Source organism: Paenibacillus terrisolis (assembly GCF_056171975.1).
In genome coordinates this window covers 104,173-120,392 of the sequence record NZ_JBKFGG010000003.1, presented here as the reverse complement: position 1 = coordinate 120,392, position 16,220 = coordinate 104,173, and the positions used below count along the sequence as shown (strand labels likewise).

At 51.3% G+C, this 16,220-nt stretch carries 20 protein-coding genes and 1 pseudogene; 13 read left to right on the top strand and 8 right to left on the bottom strand.

Annotated features, from left to right (window positions below; genetic code table 11):
• Positions 1-51: 51 nt before the first annotated feature.
• The 3 genes from ACI48K_RS03930 to ACI48K_RS03920 are packed head-to-tail and all read left to right on the top strand — an operon-like array spanning position 52 to position 1,758.
• Positions 52-987 carry a ComEC/Rec2 family competence protein gene (locus tag ACI48K_RS03930; protein ID WP_475026336.1) on the top strand — a complete coding sequence of 312 codons (936 nt, stop codon included), beginning with the start codon at positions 52-54 and terminating at the stop codon, positions 985-987.
• A 9-nt stretch (positions 988-996) separates the two neighbouring features.
• Positions 997-1,212, top strand: coding sequence for a DUF3006 domain-containing protein (locus ACI48K_RS03925; RefSeq protein WP_475026335.1), 216 nt, complete (start codon positions 997-999; stop codon positions 1,210-1,212).
• Between the two features lie 27 nt (positions 1,213-1,239).
• Positions 1,240-1,758 carry a DinB family protein gene (locus tag ACI48K_RS03920; RefSeq protein ID WP_475026333.1) on the top strand — a complete coding sequence of 173 codons (519 nt, stop codon included), beginning with the start codon at positions 1,240-1,242 and terminating at the stop codon, positions 1,756-1,758.
• Positions 1,759-1,834: 76 nt separating this feature from the next.
• Here ACI48K_RS03920 and manA read toward each other — a convergent pair whose 3' ends face one another.
• Complete coding sequence (gene manA / locus ACI48K_RS03915) at positions 1,835-2,779, bottom strand: mannose-6-phosphate isomerase, class I (RefSeq protein ID WP_475026375.1); 945 nt, start codon at positions 2,777-2,779, stop codon at positions 1,835-1,837.
• Between the two features lie 23 nt (positions 2,780-2,802).
• Positions 2,803-3,717 carry an ROK family protein gene (locus tag ACI48K_RS03910; protein ID WP_475026332.1) on the bottom strand — a complete coding sequence of 305 codons (915 nt, stop codon included), beginning with the start codon at positions 3,715-3,717 and terminating at the stop codon, positions 2,803-2,805.
• 115 nt (positions 3,718-3,832) lie between these two features.
• Here ACI48K_RS03910 and ACI48K_RS03905 point away from each other — a divergent pair, with 115 nt between their 5' ends.
• The gene (locus ACI48K_RS03905) at positions 3,833-4,861 is read left to right on the top strand and encodes a LacI family DNA-binding transcriptional regulator (protein WP_475026331.1); all 1,029 of its coding nucleotides are present in this window, start codon (positions 3,833-3,835) and stop codon (positions 4,859-4,861) included.
• A gap of 80 nt (positions 4,862-4,941) precedes the next feature.
• Here the strand turns inward: ACI48K_RS03905 and ACI48K_RS03900 are convergent, their stop codons facing one another.
• Positions 4,942-5,559 (bottom strand): superoxide dismutase, encoded by a 618-nt coding sequence (locus ACI48K_RS03900; protein ID WP_475026330.1) that lies wholly within the window; start codon positions 5,557-5,559, stop codon positions 4,942-4,944.
• Positions 5,560-5,768: 209 nt separating this feature from the next.
• Here ACI48K_RS03900 and ACI48K_RS03895 point away from each other — a divergent pair, with 209 nt between their 5' ends.
• Positions 5,769-6,014 (top strand): YuzB family protein, encoded by a 246-nt coding sequence (locus tag ACI48K_RS03895; protein ID WP_475026374.1) that lies wholly within the window; start codon positions 5,769-5,771, stop codon positions 6,012-6,014.
• 50 nt (positions 6,015-6,064) lie between these two features.
• Here the strand turns inward: ACI48K_RS03895 and ACI48K_RS03890 are convergent, their stop codons facing one another.
• Positions 6,065-6,697: a helix-turn-helix transcriptional regulator gene (locus tag ACI48K_RS03890; RefSeq protein ID WP_475026329.1), complete on the bottom strand. Its 633-nt coding sequence runs from the start codon at positions 6,695-6,697 to the stop codon at positions 6,065-6,067.
• A 208-nt stretch (positions 6,698-6,905) separates the two neighbouring features.
• Here ACI48K_RS03890 and ACI48K_RS03885 point away from each other — a divergent pair, with 208 nt between their 5' ends.
• Entirely contained in the window at positions 6,906-7,520 is a 615-nt protein-coding gene (locus ACI48K_RS03885) for a phosphatase PAP2 family protein (protein ID WP_475026327.1), read from the top strand.
• A 70-nt stretch (positions 7,521-7,590) separates the two neighbouring features.
• On the opposite strand, the gene ACI48K_RS03880 is transcribed toward ACI48K_RS03885, so the two are convergent.
• Positions 7,591-8,124: a DoxX family protein gene (locus ACI48K_RS03880; protein ID WP_475026325.1), complete on the bottom strand. Its 534-nt coding sequence runs from the start codon at positions 8,122-8,124 to the stop codon at positions 7,591-7,593.
• Positions 8,125-8,298: 174 nt separating this feature from the next.
• Here ACI48K_RS03880 and ACI48K_RS03875 point away from each other — a divergent pair.
• Positions 8,299-9,049, top strand: a pseudogene (locus tag ACI48K_RS03875) (glucose 1-dehydrogenase).
• A 74-nt stretch (positions 9,050-9,123) separates the two neighbouring features.
• Here ACI48K_RS03875 and ACI48K_RS03870 read toward each other — a convergent pair.
• From ACI48K_RS03870 to ACI48K_RS03860, 3 genes are all read right to left on the bottom strand, one after another.
• Positions 9,124-9,288 (bottom strand): hypothetical protein, encoded by a 165-nt coding sequence (locus ACI48K_RS03870; protein WP_475026324.1) that lies wholly within the window; start codon positions 9,286-9,288, stop codon positions 9,124-9,126.
• A gap of 37 nt (positions 9,289-9,325) precedes the next feature.
• A complete protein-coding gene (locus ACI48K_RS03865; protein WP_475026322.1) occupies positions 9,326-10,090 on the bottom strand; it encodes a polysaccharide deacetylase family protein in 765 nt (254 codons plus the stop codon).
• Positions 10,091-10,189: 99 nt separating this feature from the next.
• Positions 10,190-10,735 (bottom strand): GbsR/MarR family transcriptional regulator, encoded by a 546-nt coding sequence (locus ACI48K_RS03860; protein ID WP_475026373.1) that lies wholly within the window; start codon positions 10,733-10,735, stop codon positions 10,190-10,192.
• Between the two features lie 222 nt (positions 10,736-10,957).
• On the opposite strand from ACI48K_RS03860, the gene ACI48K_RS03855 reads away from it, so the two are divergent.
• Genes ACI48K_RS03855 through ACI48K_RS03830 form a run of 6 tightly spaced genes read left to right on the top strand, consistent with a single transcriptional unit; the run spans position 10,958 to position 16,144 of the window.
• Positions 10,958-11,839 carry a carbohydrate ABC transporter permease gene (locus tag ACI48K_RS03855; RefSeq protein ID WP_475026321.1) on the top strand — a complete coding sequence of 294 codons (882 nt, stop codon included), beginning with the start codon at positions 10,958-10,960 and terminating at the stop codon, positions 11,837-11,839.
• A 27-nt stretch (positions 11,840-11,866) separates the two neighbouring features.
• A complete protein-coding gene (locus ACI48K_RS03850; protein WP_475026320.1) occupies positions 11,867-12,709 on the top strand; it encodes a carbohydrate ABC transporter permease in 843 nt (280 codons plus the stop codon).
• A gap of 46 nt (positions 12,710-12,755) precedes the next feature.
• Positions 12,756-14,132: an ABC transporter substrate-binding protein gene (locus tag ACI48K_RS03845; RefSeq protein ID WP_475026319.1), complete on the top strand. Its 1,377-nt coding sequence runs from the start codon at positions 12,756-12,758 to the stop codon at positions 14,130-14,132.
• A gap of 11 nt (positions 14,133-14,143) precedes the next feature.
• The gene (locus ACI48K_RS03840) at positions 14,144-14,926 is read left to right on the top strand and encodes an HAD family hydrolase (protein WP_475026317.1); all 783 of its coding nucleotides are present in this window, start codon (positions 14,144-14,146) and stop codon (positions 14,924-14,926) included.
• Between the two features lie 17 nt (positions 14,927-14,943).
• Entirely contained in the window at positions 14,944-15,267 is a 324-nt protein-coding gene (locus ACI48K_RS03835) for a DMT family transporter (RefSeq protein ID WP_475026316.1), read from the top strand.
• Between the two features lie 7 nt (positions 15,268-15,274).
• Positions 15,275-16,144 (top strand): metallophosphoesterase family protein, encoded by an 870-nt coding sequence (locus ACI48K_RS03830; RefSeq protein ID WP_475026315.1) that lies wholly within the window; start codon positions 15,275-15,277, stop codon positions 16,142-16,144.
• Positions 16,145-16,220 lie beyond the last annotated feature (76 nt).

The window sequence follows — 16,220 nt, the reverse complement described above, 5'->3', positions numbered from 1 at the left end:
GTTCTTGTGTTTCTTGTCCGAACTACAATCAGCTGAAAAGGAAAGGCATCTATGAGCAAGCGTAAAAAGGCTAAAAAACAAGGCATTACCGGGTTATCGGCATTATTGATTTTTCTGCTTTATCTGGGTTTCGTTTTCTACTCCCATTATGTTCCCGACGATTGGAAGAACACGCAGCCGAAGGCGGAAGAAAGTTCCGCGTCGACCCATGTGCAGGAAGCGTCCGGGAAGCAGCTGAGGGTCGTCTTTCTTGATGTGGGGCAAGGAGCGTCGCAGCTCATTATTAGCCCGAACGGAAAGACGATGCTGATCGATGCGGGGAACAACAGCAAGGAACAGACCATGCTCGGCTATTTGAATAAATACGGCATCAAGCGTCTTGATATCGTCATCGGAACACATCCGGATGCGGATCATATCGGTGGTCTGGATCGCGTGATCGATCATACCGATGTCGGTGAGGTTTACATGCCGAAAATTCAGTCCAATACGAAAACCTTCGAATCTCTGCTCCAGTCGATTGGGCGGAAGGGCCTTAAAGTAAAGACCGCCAAAGCGGGACTCCTTCTGAATTTTGACCCACAGGTTCAGGTGAAAATGCTCGCCCCCGTAAGTATGACGGAGGAAGGAACCAACAATATGAGCGCAGTGGTAAGAGTGACTTATGGCGGCACTTCATTTCTGCTGACCGGCGATGCGGAAACGGAAAGTGAAAATGAAATGATCGATTCCGGCGCAACCCTCCGTTCCGGCGTTTTGCTGGTTGGGCACCATGGATCCAAATCTTCCTCATCGCTGCGGTTTTTGAACCAGGTCAAACCGAAGTACGCCGTTATTCAAGTTGGAGAGAACACGTATGGTCACCCTACTCAAACGGTTTTGGATCGGCTTTCCAAGCTCGGAATTAAGGTGTACCGCAACGATCTGCAGGGAACGATCGAAATTGCCTCCGACGGCAAAGAATATCATATTTCAACGGAAAGGTAAGTGCCGCCGATGATTCATGTCATTGAAGGCTTTGAAGGGGATTACTGCATCGTTGAAAGTGATGGGAACGTTAAACCCGTTTTGCGAAAGCTGGTGGACTCCACAGTTAAGATCGGGGATGTTGTGGAGTGGAACGGCGAGAAATGGATGACGAACCATCGGGAAACGGAAGCTCGCCGCAAAGCGATCCGGTCGCTAATGGATGAAGTCTGGGAAGATGAATAATCGAACGCAAGGGAGGAATGAATTTCTATGCTGACCAAACCAGAAAAAGGAGAGTTCTCGGATCATTTTGCAGGTTATATCGGCGAGGTTGAGGAACGGGATATCCTTGCGCTGCTTAAGCTTCAGCCGGAGCGGGCGAACCGGGAACTCGGCGGCCTGGCGGAGGAACAGGGAGATTTTCGTTACGCCGAAGGAAAATGGAGCTTGAAAGAGGTGCTTGGGCACATCAGCGACACGGAGCGGGTCATGAGCTACCGTTTGCTGAGAGTGGCCAGAGGGGATACGACGCCGCTGCCGGGCTTCGAAGAGAATTTATTCGTTCAAAATGCCAATTTTGAAAAACAGACGCTATCCGAACTGCTTCATGATTTTATGCTTGTGCGGGAATCAACTTTGTCCCTGATACGCGGGTTGGACGACTCGGCTTGGGACCGGATCGGGACAGTTTCGGGCGGTCCTGCTACTGCTCGGGCCTTGGCGTATATCATTGCGGGACACGCTTATCATCATTTTGCGATTATTCGCGAGAGGTACCTGCAATCCTAAGAAACAACGTAAATGTAGCTAAAAAGCCGGCAAGCTTTACGGACGACGCATCCGCCCAAGCTTGCCGGCTTTTAAGTTATTCGTGCGCCACGATCAGTTCGAGTTCACCGCTGAGCTGGTATGGACCGAACTCGACAGGCAGGATGAAGTGATCACCTTTAGCCAGCGGATAGCTTTCATTTCCGGCGTTCAGTGTTCCTTGCCCGGCAAGCACGCTGAACAGTGTATACTTTGAATTGCCGGAAAGCGTAGCTACGCCAGCGACATTCCATTTTTGTACGGTAAAGAAGGAATTAGTCACAAAGGTGGTAACGGCCAGCCCGTCTTGGGTAAAACGGCTGTATGACTCAGGCTGATACCCTTGCGGTACCGTGATGACGTCGATCGCTTTTTCCAAATGAAGCTCGCGGCCGTTTCCGTTTTTATCCTTGCGGTCATAATCGTAAACGCGATAGGTCGTATCGGAGCTTTGCTGGGTTTCCAGCACGACGATGCCTTTGCCAAGCGCATGCAGCGTACCGCTTGGAACATAGAAGAAGTCGCCGGCTTTGACCGGCACTTTGGTCAGAAGCCCTTCCCAGTTGCCCGCTTCGATCATTTGCACCAGTTGCTTCTTGGTTTGGGCTTCGTGTCCGTAAATGATCGCAGATCCCGGTTCGGCGGCCACAATGTACCAGCATTCGGTTTTGCCAAGCTCTCCATGTTCATGTTCGGAAGCGTATGTGTCGTCGGGGTGCACCTGAACCGACAGATCGTCGGAAGCGTCAAGAAGTTTGGTCAGCAACGGAAACACGGGGGAATCCGAGTTGAACAGCTCCTTGTGCGAAGACCACAGCTCGCCAAGCTTCATGCCTTGGTATGGGCCGTTTTTGACGACGCTTTGTCCGTTGGGATGCGCGGAAATCGCCCAGCATTCCCCGGTAAGGTCATTGGGGATCTCATAGCCGAACAAGTCTCTCAACTTTGTTCCGCCCCAGATTCTTTCCTGAAAAATCGGCTGCAAAAAAATAGGTTCGTTCATCATTTGTCAGGCTCCTTAAATCTTCAGTATGGGATATGAATCAGTGCGGCGGCCCCGATCAGTCCGGCATCCTGCAATAGCGCGGCAGGGACGATTGGCGTTTTGCGTCCCGAGGGATTCAGCGCATATTTGGATACGTAATCGGTAACCGCATCGAACAAAGGCGCGCCAACTTGAGACACGCCGCCGCCGATGACGAGAAGTTCCGGGTCAAACGTATTGATCAGCGTAACACAGCCGACACCGATGTACCGGAAAACCTTATCCACCAGTGCTTTGATTCCCTGATGCCCGTCAGCGGCAAGATCGAACGCTTCCTTCGAGGAAATCTCGCGGCCAAGCAGAGCGGAAGCTTGCCGGGCAATGGCGGTCCCGGAGGCGATATATTCCCAGCAGCCTTGTTGACCGCATACGCAGGTTCCGGCGGCAGGATCGATTACGATATGCCCAACGTCTCCGGCATTGCCGGAAGCTCCGGTGATCAGCTTGCCATGCGTATAAATACCGGCGCCGATGCCCGTGCTGACCGTAATAAACACGAAGTGCTCGGCCTCTTTAGCGGCACCTTGCCACTTTTCGGCCAAGGCGGCGGCAGTCGCGTCGTTTTCAAAAGAAATCGGCAGGCTGAAATGGCGCTTCAGCGCATCCACGACCGGGAAGTTCCACCACTCTGGCAGATTTGGCGGCTCCGCGATTTTTCCTTCCTTCGTGTTCAGCGGTCCGGGAGCACCAACTCCGATGCCCAGCAAATCGGATTCGCTTAAGCCGGCGTCATTCGTTAATTGCTTGACGGCTTCGGCCATGCGTTCCACCATGACTTCCGGGGTAACGGAGCGGTCGGTCGTCAGAGAGGTTTTAGCATGAACCTGTCCGTGCTCGTCGACCAAACCGATGGCCGTTTTGGTGCCGCCGATATCGATGCCAACTGCGTAACTCAAAATTCATTCCTCCTGTTGTCTAAACGACATCATTAACTTGACATACTTGACAAAATATAATTTTGTAAAGTAACATTTAGGCTAAGTTTAACATGTTTCGGGAGGGTTGAAAAGAATGGGCCGGAAAAAGAAAGTGTCAATGCAGGATATCGCCGACAAGCTGAATATCTCCAAAAATGCGGTGTCGCTGGCCCTGATGAACAAGAAAGGCGTCAGCGAGGAAATGCGCTCCCTCGTGCAGCAGACGGCCAAGGAGTTGAGTTATGGTCCTTATGCCGTGAAAGAGGTCGGAGCCGGCACGAATATTCTCGTTATTGTTCCCGAGCGGATCATGAGCTATCAGGATAACGATCATTTCCAGTTTTTTCACGATATGATTTGGGGATTGGAGAAAAGCGCGCGCAAGCAAGGGCTTAACGCCGTCATTACACCGCTTGACAGAGAGATGGAGGGAAGTCTCAAGCTTCCGGGTGTTTTTTCGGATATCCCTTACCGCGGGATCATGATGTTCGGAATCGTGGAGTATGACTATGCCCGCATGCTTTGGGAGATGGATACGCCGCTGGTCGTCATGGACTCCTATGATCGGGAGCTGCCTTGTGCGGCGGTAACGTCGGCCAACATCACGGGAGCCTATGAAGCGGTCGCTTACTTGATCCAGGCGGGGCACCGGGAAATCGGTTTTATCGGTCCGACCAACCTGTCGACCAGCCATGACGAACGGTGGCTCGGATACTGGAAAGCGATGCAGGATCACGGTTTAAAGCCAACCGGCGACTGGTGTTTGACGTTATCTGAAGGATATGAACATACGTCCCAAGAAATCGACGTATTTCTGAATGGATTAGTGAAACTGCCCACCGCTTTTTTTTGCGGAAATGACCGGATTGCTTACCTTCTGGCAGAGCTTCTGCATGAAAGAAACGTCCCCATTCCTGACAAGGTCTCGATTGCCGGCTTCGACGATTTGCAGTATGCGAGCCGGGCGGGGCTGGGCATGACAACGATGCGGGTGGATAAGGAGAAGATGTGCGATGCGGCGATCTCCTTGCTGCAATCGCAGTACGGAAGAGCCCGGGAGTTCGTTCATACGGAAATCCGGCCGACGTTGGTGGTCCGCGATTCGGTGAAATGGATGCCATAAGCGTAAAAAAAACGGCACGGCTTTCGAGCCGTGTCGTCTTTTTTGTGAATGGGCAAATGAAGATGCGATGGACGGTTGGATTATTTGTTCAGCGCGGCTTCGTAACGTTTTTCAACTTCGGACCAGTTGATCACGTTGAAGAAAGCGGCGATGTAATCCGGGCGTTTGTTTTGATATTTCAGATAGTAAGCATGTTCCCAAACGTCAAGGCCAAGCACAGGAGTTTTACCTTCCATCAACGGGGAGTCTTGGTTTGGCAGGCTGAATACGGACAATTTGCCGTTCGCGTCTACCGCCAGGAAGGCCCAACCGCTGCCGAAACGCGTCGTTGCGGCTTTCGAGAAATCTTCTTTGAATTTATCAAAGCCGCCCAGTTCGTTGTTGATGGCGTCGGCAAGCTTACCGGAAGGTTGGCCGCCGCCGCCCGGTCCGATTAATTCCCAGAACAGCGAGTGGTTGGCATGGCCGCCGCCGTTGTTGCGAACTGCGGTGCGGATGCCTTCGGGTACACTGTCCAGATCGGCGATCAGGTCTTCAACCGATTTGGATTGAAGTTCGGGAGCGGATTCCAATGCAGCGTTCAGATTGGTTACATACGTATTATGGTGGCGATCATGGTGAATCGTCATCGTCAATTCATCGATATGCGGTTCAAGAGCATTCGGAGCATAAGGCAAAGCTGGCAATTGATGTGCCATGGTAAATCATCCTCTCTAAAATAATTATTATGTAAAACTCGATTTCGTTTCCGACAACCTTATTATAGAACTCCATTTCCACTTAGTCAACATAAATGTATGTTAAGTATGTTAAATTGAAGTACATACATTGACAAACACTCGCCTGCTCCTCATAATGAGGGAGCAGAACAGGACTTTTTGAGCTTAGGGGTGATTTTTACGTGGGTATGGGTATCGTCCTTGTCGAAGCATGCGACAGCAATCTGATCAGCGCCTTGGAGCTGGAACAGCTGGAAGAGGAGTATCCCGAGATCGCGGTGCTTCGCTCCGACTGTCTTAATATATGCGGATTATGCAAAATCAAACCGTATGCGCTGGTAAACGGACATAGAGTCATTGGGAATACGATAGAAGAGTGTGTAGAGCGAATCAAGCTAAAGATCGAAGAAGAGCTTGAGGCGTACCAAGTATAATCGGCAACAGCAACGAGACAGCCTCTGGATTCAGAGGCTGTCTCGTTGTTTTACTTGCGGTTCCGGATGATATAAACGCAGGACTTGCCGTCCTTCGCGAGGCATTCGGTCCGCTCAACATCCGTATTCAAAAGGGATTTGAATAAATTGAGCTCGCAATCACAGGCATGATTATATTGATTGGCAATTTGCGAAATCGGGCAATTATGCTCTTTAAGCACGTAATCGCCTTCGCCGTTTTCCTCGATTTCGGTCATATAGCCATTGTCGTTCTGGATCTCCGCCAGACGCCGAACTTTATCGGGCAGCTCTTTTCCTTCCATTTCCGCTTCATATCTGCGATTTAACCGCTCTTTGCGGCGGTCGAACAATCGATTTACCATCTCTTCGCCGGATTCCTCGGCAAGTTCGTCCAGCAGATCCAGCGTAAGCGTATGATAATTTTTGGGGAACACGGTTTCTCCCAAATCGGTAAGTCCATATACGGCCGTAGGACGGCCCATGGTCTGACGATTCATTTTGGATTCGATCAGTCCGTCTCTTTCCATCGTTCCCAGATGCCGGCGAACGGCCATCTCGGTGATTTGCAACTCATTCGTGATGTCTTTGGCGCTAAGCGGCCCGAGCGTTTTCATCATATGAAGAATCCGTTCACGGGTAGAGAGCTCTTTATTTTGACTCATGCGGACACATCCTTCCAGGTGAAAATCACGGTTACAAAAATTGTAGAGAATATTCTATGCTTAGTCAATATTAAAGTATAGTAAGTATAATAACTATCTGCCATTTGAAGAAGATCAGTCAAAAATTATAGGATTGCCTAAAATTTGAGATATAGGTAAAATACTTTTGAACTTATCATTTATATGCTAAAGGTCGGGAGGAGACGGATTGAGATTCTGGGTTGCGGCGGCGGTGCTGGCATTATGTTTTTTTGTATTGGGATTAGGCATACACACGGAAACGATACAATCGATGGACCGGACTATCGGCGATTTCTTCTTTGGACTTCGAAGCGAGGGATTGAATCCGGTTATTAAAGGATTCTCGGAGCTCGGCACGACCAACGGGTTTATCGTGGCGTTTGTGATTGTTGCCGGGTGGATCCTCTTTCGGCTGCGCCGGGGGCGGGAAACGCTGTGGGTGACAATTGCTTTAGTCGGGGCCTGGCTTTTGAACAAGGCGCTGAAACTGCTGTATCACCGGGAACGCCCGGAGTTATGGAACAGCCTGGTGGAACCGGACGGCTACAGCTTTCCCAGCGGTAACGCGATGATCTCGGCGGCCTTTTACGGCCTGATTGCCGCCATGCTGCTTCGCTCCTCCAGAAGAGGGAATCAGGCGCTTGGATGGGCGGTTTTGGCACTGATCTTGCTGATCGGCGCAAGCCGATTGTATTTGGGGGTCCATTACGCAAGCGATATTGTCGGCGGATTTATGGCGGGCTCGGCTGTGGCGGTTTTGAGTTATTGGGGACTGAAAAAGCACATATCAAAAAAGGGATGACCCCGGGTGGGTCATCCCTTTTTCAATCTATTTCTATACAGTATGGCTTCAGTCCGTACAGTATGGCTAATTAGGCATTCATCGGTTTTGGTTGTTTTGGAGTCGGAATCGTTGTCGTTTTGTCCGCTTTGCCGCGGAATACTTTGCGCAGGTAAGGGAGAAGATAGTAATCAAGTCCGATTTTTCCGGCATTGGCGGCGGCAACGATGACCAGAACTTCAAGCAGCAGAAGTTGGGCGTTGGTGCTTACGGTTCCCGAGAAGAGGTAAGCGGCGTTCATCACCAGCCCCATCAAGGCGGCGAAGGTGGTGAATGTTCCAAGGATCAAACCGATACCTACAAGAAGTTCGCCGAAAGGAACCAAGACGTTGAAGAAGCTTACGTTCGGCAATGCCGCATGCTGCAGGAAGCTTGCCCACCAGGCTTGAACGGCGGGATGATCGCCCGTGCTATTCGCGATGGCGCCTTTCAGGAAGCCCGATGCGTCAAATCCTCCGGTTACCTTGTGCCAGCCTGCATCGATCCATTGGTAGCCAACGTAAATCCGGATTACGGTGAGGAGCCACATTGCCACTTTATTCGTTCTGAGGAAATTGTTAAACATGATTACCACTCCTTTGGTTTTAACTGCTTTTGTTTTTTTAGGATGATCACCTTTGATGTCTTTATTATAAGTGATATTTTTCACATGACATGTGATTTAAATCACAAATATAAAAAATTAAAATAATTAATTTTAATGCAGTTTTTGTGCTGCTAGTGTCCAAGGAGGTAAGCGATGAGACTTGAGAGTAGAGTTTCGGTAATTACGGGGGCGGGATCCGGCATGGGAGCGGCGATGGCCGTTTTGTTCGCCAAAGAAGGCGCCAAAGTCGTGGCGGCGGATATCCATGAGGACCAAGTCAACGAGGTAGTGGCTTTTATTCAAAAGTCCGGCGGGGAAGCCATCGGCGTGAAAATCGACGTGGCCAAGGAAAGGGATGTCCAATCGTTGATCGACAAAGCGGTGCAGACTTACGGCTCGCTGGATATTTTGGTCAATAACGCGGGTATTATGGACAACTTTGTTCCGGTGGCGGAGCTGACGAATGAACAATGGGAACGTGTCCTTGGCGTCAATCTGACCGGACCGTTTTACGCTTCCCGTGCGGCGCTGCCCGTGATGCTGAAGCAGGGGCGCGGCGTGATCGTCAACAACTCGTCGGTGGGCGGAATGTTCGGCGCAAGAGGAGGCGCCGCTTATGTGGCCTCCAAGCACGCTTTGATCGGGCTTACGAAAAATATCGCCGCTGTGTACGGCACGCAAGGAATCCGCGCCAATACGATCGCGCCGGGAGGCGTCAAAACCGGCATCAACGCGACGATCCGAGCCGAATCCGCTGGGGCTTGAAGCTATCGGCAGGGCAGGCACGCCTCCCATGGGAGAGGCGGAAGAGATCGCTTACGCCGCTTTGTTTCTGGCGTCGGGCGAATCCAGCTTCGTAAACGGCGCAGTGCTTACAGCCGATGGCGGCTGGACGGCGCACTAACCGGAGCCGCTACCCCATCGGAAAGCCTTAAAAAAGAAACCCCAGACCACGATGAGTTGGCCCGGGGTTTCTTTTTACTCCTTTTCCTCATCCTTGTCTTCGTCTTTACCGGAGATTTCCGCTTCGGCATTGTCCATCAGACTGCCGACGATATCGTCAAGTTTTTCGGTGGCGTAATGATCATTGCCGGGAACCGGAATAGGATCAACTCCGGCACCCCGTCCGGTGCTTTTATCCATCTTTTTTTCTCCTTTTTCGGTTTGTATTATGCTTGTCCTAGTGACTCGCTTTAATGTGGCTGTTCGGCGTTACTTTGTGGGATAACAATTCGGAGACGGTCACAAAGGAATAACCCCGCTTTTTCAATTCCGGCAAAATAATGCTGAGCGCCCGTGCGGTTTGCGAACTGTTGTAGACGAAGTCATGCATAAGAACGATGTCTCCGTTGCGGGTGTTTTTCAGTACCTTTTGAACGATCCGGTTTACGCCTGGAGAAGTCCAGTCTTTTGTATCCTGATGCCAAGACCAGAGAACCATCTGCATCTGATGATCCTTGGAGAGCTGGATGATGCGATCGTTATACACGCCGCCCGGAGGACGAAACAAGGCCGCTTTTCTGCCGGTGGCTTCAAAGATGGCTTGCTGGGTTTGATCCATTTCATCCCGAACGACACTTGGAGACAAGTTGTGAAAAGAGGGATGGTGATACGAATGGTTGCCGACTTCGTGCCCCTTTGACAGTTCCAGTCTGACGATTTCAGGATTGGTTTTCACCCGGTCGCCGATGACGAAAAAAGTCGCTTGAGCCTGGTTTTCCTCGAGAATTTTCAAAATCTCCAAAGTTTGCTTTTCATCAGGGCCGTCGTCAAACGTAAACGCAATGTACTTTTCCTGCGTCGGTACCTCCCAAACGATATCCCCGCGTTCCTCGTAATAGCTGCGTTCCTTCATATGGGAGACGGGAATCGCCTCTGCGTGGTCCGGAACCAGTGCGGCAGCCATGGTTAGGATCAGCGCCATGCCAATTTTCGATTTCAACATCGTTGGTAAGCTCCTCCATGATTTGAGACTTGAACAGTATTTGTTTATTTTGGCTTTCGTTTTTTCATTTTATCCGATGTAAAAAAAGACTCCCAAAACTTATTGGGGGTCTTCTTCGTTTCCGTTATTTTCAAAATAGGTTCCGTCAGCCAGTCCGTCGACAAACTGCTGCAGCCATTCGTAGTACCTCACCGCATGCCTAAGCTTGTGAAGATCCTCCAGGCAAAGCTGGCGTTCTTCTTCCGAGGTGCCAATCTCCAGGATCGTCTCCGACAACATGGGCAGGACTTCGTCCACCGCTCCCCGCATGACGTCGATCTCACGCTGGAGCTTTGTGGCGAAAAACGCCTGGAAGGCCTTAAAGAAATCGGTCTCCGCAGCATAGAGATCCTTGCGTTCTTCTTTTTCATCAAGCTTCTTCACCATTTTGGAATCGACGAGGGCGCGAACGGCATAGCTCATATTGCTTTTGCTCATGTTCATGCTTTGCTGCATTTCCTCGAGCGTCATCGGACGATCTTCAAAAAACATGATTCCGTACAGCTGCCCGTACGAATAATTGACGCCATACAGGTCCATGGTCTGGGCAATTGCATCGATGACCTTAACCCGAAGCTCCTCTCGAAAGTTTAACGGGTCCCTCATTTTCCCCGAAGTCGCCTTTTTCACATCTATCTTCCTCCTAATATCCATTGATCCCAATTCATCAAAATTTACACAAAATTAATGGTCAGTTCATGTGGAGATAACCCTTTCTCTCAAAAATGAACGTACAATATTTATTGAACAGACAAGTTGAATAGCTTGGATTTACTGTTATTATAGCAAATAATAAAAAAATATTGAACGCAATAAAAAGGAGGACACATGAAACGATCTCGCTGGGCCGATGACGCGAAAGCGCTGCTGTTCACTCTGCCGGCCATGATTCCGTTATCGGTATTCTGGTTTTTTCCGTTGGCTTATGTCATCTACCTCAGCTTTATGGAATGGGATTTCATGAGCCCTGACAAGCTTTTTGTCGGATTGCAAAACTATCGCGATTTGTTCGCCGATCCGGCCTTTTATCAATCGCTGCGCGTTTCCATTTTGTTTTGCCTGGGAAGCGTGCTGCCGATCGTCATTCTCGGGATGGCACTCGCGCTGCTCATGAACCGGAAGGTTAAGGGCGGCGCTTGGTACCGGACGCTGATGTTTTCTCCGTGGGTGACTCCGACGGTCGCGGTATCCATCGTGTGGTCATGGATTTTCGAGCCGGAGGTTGGACTTGCCAACTCCTTGCTTCGGGCCATCGGGCTTGGCGGTGTCCGCTGGCTGGAGGATTCGACCTGGGCACTGGTGGCGATCTTGCTCGTTACGATCTGGAAATACGCCGGATGGGCCATGATTTTTTACCTGGTCGCCTTGCAAAACGTGCCCGCCGATCTGCTCGAAGCGGCCGAACTCGACGGTGCAAACCGTTGGCGTAAATTTATGAAGGTCACGCTGCCGCTGATTTCGCCGACAACCTTTTTCTTGATCGTGGTTCAATTGATCCAGGCGCTGCAGGCTTATGACCAGATTAATGTGCTGACCCAGGGAGGACCCGCCGGTTCGACGCGAACTCTTCTGTACCTCTATTATCAATCCGCTTTCGAGGCGTTTCAGATCGGAGAGGCTTCGTCCGTGGCCATTACGCTGATCATCGGCTGTGTTGTTCTATCATTGATGTCGTTTTGGGTCGGACGCCGCACAGTCCATTACTCCTAAGGAAAAGGAAAGGGGAGCAATCCGTTTATGTCAGGTACAAAAAAGGCCGGCGCTCTGCTGAGGCATCTGCTGCTTGCCATCGCTTCTCTGCTGATGGCGTTTCCCTTCTACTGGATGGCAACCAGCGCACTGAAAAGCAACGACGAGATCTGGAAGTTTCCGCCGACTTTATGGCCGGAGTCCCCGAAATGGGGCCAATTTGCCGAAGCTTGGGTGGCGGCTCCGTTTGAGAGATACATGCTGAACAGCATCTTTGTCGCTTCTAGTATCGTCGTTTTGCAGATCATCAACTCCGGGATGATGGCGTATGCGATAACCCACATGAAATTTCGGCTCAAGGGCTTTTTTACCGCGCTTGTGCTGGTCGGCTATATGATTCCGAGCACGGCGGTTTATCTTCCCGGCTACATAACACTGGGCAAGTTCGGACTTCTCGACTCTTATGCCGGACTGATCTTATCCAACTGCGTAAGCGTGTTTTCGATCTTCCTGATCCGCCAGGCATTTCTGCAGGTTTCGCATGAACTGATCGAAGCCGGGCAAATGGACGGCGCATCGCATTTTCGGATTTTGTGGACCATTTTGCTTCCGCTCACACGGTCTTCTTTCGCCGTGCTTGGGCTGATTACCTTCATTGAACAGTATAACAACTATTTCTGGCCGATGCTTATCACCAAGAGTCAAAATTTACAGCTCGTATCGGCGGGATTACGCAGCTTTTTCGTGGAAGGGGGTGCTTACGGTCTGAAGTGGCCGCTCATTATGGCTGCCAGCGCCTTCACGATCGCTCCGCTGCTGGTGCTGTTCGTGCTGACGCAAAAAACGGTCATGCAAAGCGTCAATTTAACCGCAGGTGCAAGTAAAGGTTGATTTTTAAAAAGGTTGATCATTTAAATCAAAAGTGGAGGGAAAAACCATGAAAAAATTGAGGAATTCGTTTGTAAGTTTGCTTCTCGTATGCACGTTTTTGCTGATCTCGGCATGCGGCAACAATGCTGGCGGCGCTGCCGGAAATAATGCGGATCAAGCTTCCGCCGAAGGAAGCGCTTCTACTAATACCAGCGCGAATGCCGGTGCTAACACAACTAAGCCGGCGGAACCGGTAACGATTGAGTTTTGGTACGGGCTTGGCGGTAAGCTGGGCGACAACATGAAGACGCTGATCGATAAGTTCAACGCTTCCCAGCAAGAGGTCATCGTTAAACCGGTTGTGCAAGCCGATTACACGGAAACCGAGCAAAAGCTGCAAGCCGCCATCGCGTCCGGTACCGTTCCCGCCGCTGTGCTCTCATCGAACGTTGAATGGGCTCGCAAAGGATACTACGCTCCCCTGGATGAGCTTCTTGCCGGAGTTCCGGATTTCAACGCGGACGACGTCGTTCAAACCTTCCTTCAGCAGGGCAAAGTTGACGGCAAACAGTACTTCCTGCCGATGTACGGCACGACGCAGGTCATGTACTACCGCAAGGACGCGCTTGAGAAAGCGGGCATCAAACCGGAAGATCTGACCACTTGGGAAGCCCTCGGTAAAGCTGCGGAAAAAATGACAGTCAAAGCAGGCGGCAATACGACGTTCTACGGCTGGGAGCCGATGTGGGGAGCCGACAACATGATCGACGCCGTTTACGGCAAAGGCGGCAAAATCCTGAGCGACGACGGCAAAACCGTTACGATCGACTCGAAAGAATGGGTCGACACCTGGGATATGTTCCGCAAATGGATTTTTGAAGACAAAACGATGCGCATTCACTCGGGTGGACAAGGCTGGGAGTATTGGTACAAAACGATTGACGATGTGATGAAAGGTCAAGCTGCCGGATACACCGGATCGAGCGGCGACCAAGGCGATTTGGACTTTAACGTTGTAGCCGCCATGGAACAGCCGGGCTGGGAAGGCGTTGGCGAAGGCAAACCGGTAGCGCAAGCTATTATGGCAGGGATTCCGGCCAAAGCAAGCCCTGAACAGCAGCAAGCGGCCGTCAAGTGGTTCACCTTCTTTATGAACTCGGAAAATACGGCGTTCTGGTCGATGAATACGGGTTACATTGCCGTTCGTCAATCTGCTTTGGATAACCCTGACTTTGTAGCGTACAGTGAAATAAATCCGCAAGCAACGATTCCGCTTAAACAGGCTACGCATGCTTCGGAGCCGTTCCAGGATCCAACCGGCGGCAAAATCACCGACGCGCTCAAGATCGCTGCCGACAAAGTGCAAATCAGCAACGTTCCGGCGGCTGAAGCGCTGAAGGAAGCGAAGGAAACCGCACAGCGCGCGCTGGATGCCATGAAGTAAAGGTGCCTTCCATGCCGCAGTTTATAATGTCCTCCGGACGCAGCTATGAAATTCGGGCGGTTTTATTCGACAAAGACGGTACGCTGATTGATTTTATTTATACTTGGGGACGCTGGGGCGAGCTGCTGCTCGCCCGCTTCTCTGAGGAACTCGTTAAGCGCAAGCTGTCCCCCCTCGATGACAACCTTTTGATCGATTGGGGCATCCGGTTTGCCACCGACGGGACCATTACCGGTTATAACTGTAACGGCCCGCTTTCCATGGGAACCGTTGGCGAGCTGCTGACCTTGCTTGCTTGGGAAGGCTACAGCCGCGGGTTGTCCTGGGCGGAAGCCAAGCTGCTGGCGGAGAAATGCCGCTATAAAGCGGATGCGGCGGTGGAGGAGTCGAAGCTGGTGCGTTTGCTCCCCCATGCTCTTTCATTCCTTGAGCAATGCCTTGCAAGCGGAATCGCTTTGGGAATGGTCACTTCCGACGAAACGGAGGCGGCCGAAAAGCAGTTGGAGTGGCTTGGTATCCGCTCTTATTTCTCCGTCTGCGTCGGCGCTGATCAAGTGGGACGGGGCAAACCGTTCCCGGATATGGTCGAGCTCGCCTGCGGAACGCTTTCGGTTGAGCCGTCGCAAACCGCAGTCATCGGCGATACCAATGGGGATATGATTATGGCCAAGTCCGCCGGTGCCGCGGTGGCGATTGGTATCGACCCGCAGAAAGGGCTCGAAGAAGCGATGCTGTCCAAAGCGGATTATGTCATCGCGTCTTACAAAGAGTTGGGCGTTCGAACAAGCCCGTAATGGAAGGTGGAAGAGGGATGGGTTGGTTATTCTTGGCTCTGGCGATTGTGCTGGAGTTTTCCGGCACGGTGTCGATGAAGCTGTCGGATAGCTTTACCCGGTTAGTCCCTTCCGTGCTGATGTTTGTTTGCTACGGAGCCAGCTTCACGTTTCTCAATTACTCGCTGGGATACATGAAGGTCAGCACCGTTTATGCGGTATGGTCGGGAATCGGCATCATTTTGATTTCACTCGCGGGAGTCCTTGTATTTGAAGAAAAATTAACGCTGGCTTCAATGGCCTGGATCGCCGTGATCGTGGTCGGCGTGATCGGTTTGAATATGAGCAGCAAGGGGGGCTAGAGGAACGATGGTATTTGATGGACAAAGGAAGGACCCGGGACAGAAACCGTTGTTTTCCTTCCAGGTCATTACGGATACCCACGTAACCGTTGATTCGGAGCATACGCATAACATAAACCTCGACCGGGCTTTAATGGATATTGCCGCCATGGCGACGGGAAGTGCCGGAATTATGCATGTCGGCGATGTGACCGACCATGGTTTTCCCGGAGAGTACGAGCAGTGGAGAATCCTATGGGACAAGCATAAGGACAAACTGCCGGAGATCCGATTCACGACAGGCAATCACGACGTGGCCCTGGGCAACTGGGAAGACCGCTTGGGAAATTTCCTGAATGCCACGGGAATGCCGGGAGCGTACCATGACCACTGGATATCGGGTTATCATTTTATTTTCTTGGGAACTGAAAAAGGGCTGCGGATTTTCTGTTCGCTTTCGAAGAAGCAGCTTGATTGGCTGGATGCCAAGCTTGGAGAACAAAGCTCACCGGATCACCCTGTCTTCGTATTCCTGCATCAGCCGCTCAAAAATACGACGGCAGGTTCGTACGAAGCGCAGGAATGGTACGGCGTGACCGAGGATGAAGAGCTGAGAGCCGTGCTTGCCAAACATCCGCAGGCGATTTTGTTTACCGGCCACACCCATTGGGAGATGGAAGCGCCGAATAATTATTTTGGCAGCGAGGGCAGGTTACCGGCCATGTTTAATGCCGCTTCGGTCGCTTATTTGTGGACCGATGCCGATGAACATAAGGACGGAAGCCAAGGATATTACGTTGAAATTTACGAAGACCGCGTTGAGGTCAAGGGGCGAGACTTCGCCCGGGGCGAATGGGTCGACTCGGCCAGGTACCGGGTGGAATATCCGCGGAAGTGATTTGGGCAGCATCTAGAAGTACAAAGGGACAACCTGGAGGCCATTTTTAATGGCGGCGGGTTGTCCCTTTCCATAT